3 protein-coding genes are annotated in these 3140 nt (G+C 44.3%); 1 reads left to right on the top strand and 2 read right to left on the bottom strand.

What is annotated here, in order from left to right; genetic code table 11:
* Positions 1-39 precede the first annotated feature (39 nt).
* Positions 40-1410 (bottom strand): L-serine ammonia-lyase, encoded by a 1371-nt coding sequence (locus CAG68_RS07970; RefSeq protein ID WP_005374028.1) that lies wholly within the window; start codon positions 1408-1410, stop codon positions 40-42.
* Positions 1411-1541: 131 nt separating this feature from the next.
* Here CAG68_RS07970 and CAG68_RS07965 point away from each other — a divergent pair, with 131 nt between their 5' ends.
* Positions 1542-2384 (top strand): YdcF family protein, encoded by an 843-nt coding sequence (locus CAG68_RS07965; RefSeq protein WP_161440985.1) that lies wholly within the window; start codon positions 1542-1544, stop codon positions 2382-2384.
* Here the strand turns inward: CAG68_RS07965 and CAG68_RS07960 are convergent.
* Positions 2374-3030 (bottom strand): hypothetical protein, encoded by a 657-nt coding sequence (locus tag CAG68_RS07960; RefSeq protein ID WP_005374025.1) that lies wholly within the window; start codon positions 3028-3030, stop codon positions 2374-2376. The genes CAG68_RS07965 and CAG68_RS07960 overlap by 11 nt on opposite strands.
* Positions 3031-3140 lie beyond the last annotated feature (110 nt).

The raw sequence follows: 3140 nt of genomic DNA, 5'->3' as shown, positions 1-3140 counted from the left end.
AGCGTATGGTGAGAAGCTAAGGGCAATGACCACTTGGCATTATTCGCATGGCGGTGCCATATGAATGACAGCTAAGCCCCCCAAAGAGGTTTCACGGTATTTTTTATTCATATCTTTACCAGTCTGATACATGGTTTCGATTACTTTATCTAACGAAATTAAGCATTTACTTGTGCGCTTTAATGCCATACGCGATGCATTAATCGCTTTCATTGCTCCCATGGCATTTCTTTCAATACAAGGTACTTGAACCAAGCCGCCAATCGGGTCACAAGTCATACCCAATGAATGCTCCATCGCAATTTCCGCAGCAATACAAATCTGCTCGTTACTGCCCCCTCTTAGCGCTGTTAAGCCAGCGGCAGCCATGGATGAAGAAACCCCAACTTCTCCCTGACACCCCACTTCTGCACCAGAAATTGACGCGTTAGTTTTATATAAGATGCCGATAGCGCCGGCGACTGCGAGAAAGTCTTTTAGCTGTTTAACATCAAGCTCTTTGATGAAGCGATGGTAGTACATCAATACCGCCGGAATCACCCCTGCTGCACCATTCGTTGGAGAAGTGACGACTTGCCCTCCTGCTGCATTTTCTTCACTAACCGCAAAGGCAAAGAGATTGATCCAATCCATGATCTCCATCGGATCGTTTTCAACTGCAGCGTTGGCTTCGAGCTTTTTCAAAAGGTTTGGTGCTCGACGAGTGACATTTAGACCACCTTCCAAAATCCCTTCCGTATCGAAGCCACGTTGCATGCAGAGCGACATCACTTTCCAAATTTGCTCTGCTCTTTGGTTAATTTCTTCGTCTGAGCGAAATGCGAGTTCGTTTTGGAGGATCATGCCTCCCAAGCTGAAACCGTTCGTCTCGGCTTTTTCCAGCATCTCATCTGCGGATGTAAACGGAAATGGTACTGCGACCTCATTTTGTTGCGTGCCGTTCTCTAGTTCGTCGGCGGTGGCGATGAATCCGCCCCCAATGGAGTAATAAATTTCAAACGCTACTTGATCTCCAGCTGCGTCTAATGCCGTAATCGTCATACCATTTTCATGCAGGGGAAGGTTGTCGCTATGAAAGACGATGTCATGGTCGTAGCTAAACTCAATCTGGTGTGTACCGGCGAGCATGAGCGTATTATTGTCTATGGTATTTTGTAGCGCACTTTTGGCACTGCTCATTTTGATGGTATCAGGTTTATTTCCCATCAAACCAAGGACCGTGGCTCGGTCTGTATGGTGCCCTCGACCTGTCAGTGACAATGAGCCATAAAGGTCCACTTGCACCCGATGCACTTTCGCCATAGAGTCGCTAACTAGCTGAGTGAAATGGAATCCGGCAAGCATAGGACCATTAGTGTGGGAGCTGGATGGCCCGACACCAATTTTAAATATATCGAAAATCGACAGCATAATTGACTTCCTTTAGCAGTGAACCTTTATAAAGGTCTCTAGAACAGTGTTGTTAACTAGATGTTAAAGCTTGTGGGTCGGGAGTGAAAGAAGATTTTTGTAACACTGCCAACTAAGCGCGAGATTTTAAAATGAAGTTAGACAACATCGTCATCGTTTTAGGTAAACGCCTCGTCAATAACAGGTTGACCTCTGAGGGCATAACCAGAGTCGAAGCTTTGTCTTGTAGGACTGCATCACTACCGATAGAGCGAACGGTGATTGTTTTTTGTGGCGGAGTAACGCAAGGACAAAGTGTTTCTGAAGCAGAGGCGATGTACGCGTATTTTAGAACCCTAAACGCAGACTCTGTGAATCCGTTCCCTGAACGTCATATACTCTTAGAAACGGAGTCGTTGAACACGTTTCAAAACATGCGTTATGTTTCCCAAGTTTTGTGCAAAAGTGGGTTGTTCGAGTTATGGTTGGGGCATCCGGTTGAGGTTATCTTGCTGTCTAATGACTACCACCTCGAACGAATCATTGATATCCAGAATTTGATGGATGAACAAGGCTTATTACGAGTACTTAAATCCGATTGCGAATCCATGGGGGTGACCCTCAATATTCCACTGGATATCAGCAAACATATTAGCGTGCCATACCCACATAAAGGGCTTATGGCGGAGACATTCTTGCTACTCGATGAACTCACAACCTACCGAGTTTATTTAGAAGGGGTCAAGCATGGCGTATTTTTCCGAGATTTATCAATTGTCCGAAAAAAGCCACTTATGATCGCAAGAGATACTATTCACAAATTGCTCTCTTTACCGCTCGATAAAGAGGCTTTGCAACATATTGAAGAAATGAAAAAGGCCGTCGAAATGACGGCCTTGGATGAATCTGTAGGTGCTGCGGAAAAGGCATTAAGTATCTTCCATCCGATACTGACTGCATTGAACCGTCGCTTTGATCCTGAGTCTATTCATTAAGCTCGCGTTTTGTGCGGACGGCGCTTAATGCGATCAAGCAGTAGCAAAGCAGTTCTATACCTTCTTCTGAGATATTTTTAACATCACGGATGTAATTTTCATCCATCACTTGTTGCCAAAAACTACCCATACCATACAAACGAGAGAAGACTAATAATAGCATTACAGCACCAACTAATAGCTTCATATGTGGCACCGTTAAAATGGTCGCCATTTCGTTCATGGTACCTTTACCACCTTGGTAAGCTTTGGCGCAAGCCAGTGCGGTGACAGCAAGTGCTGGGAAAACCCAAGAGCCATGATGAATCATGTCTGTCCAATAGTCCGTTTCGCGAATAATCAGTACTGCAAAAAATCCTGCAATCAAAATAGCCGCATGCTTTAGCTGAGGCTGTTGTTTCGATAAGCTGAAAAACGACCATGATGCAATAGCAAGCATCACAAGCTGGAGCGTTTCTGTAACGGAAAGCTCGCCAAGGCTTGATCCCAACACGACATAATCAAGACGAAGACTAAGGTTAACGAGAATACTTATAGCGACAATCATCAAGGCGTTTAAACTCGATTTATAAATAATGCGCTTTGATTTTTCAGTAACAACGTTGCTTGGGGCTGACTCGGCTTCTTTTACTATTTGTGTTTTCATCTTGCTCACCTGTCCCAGAAAATGTGGAAGAAATGTGAATTAGTGTGATCTGTGTTTGGAATTTTATTGTCCAAGTGGAAAGTTATGTCAGGGGAATGTCAAGAATAGAA

This window comes from Vibrio sp. V42_P2S4T144, from assembly GCF_009904715.1.
GTDB lineage: Bacteria > Pseudomonadota > Gammaproteobacteria > Enterobacterales > Vibrionaceae > Vibrio > Vibrio alginolyticus.
The sequence above is the reverse complement of the archived record's forward strand: the minus strand, read 5'-3'. Positions and strand labels throughout refer to the sequence as shown.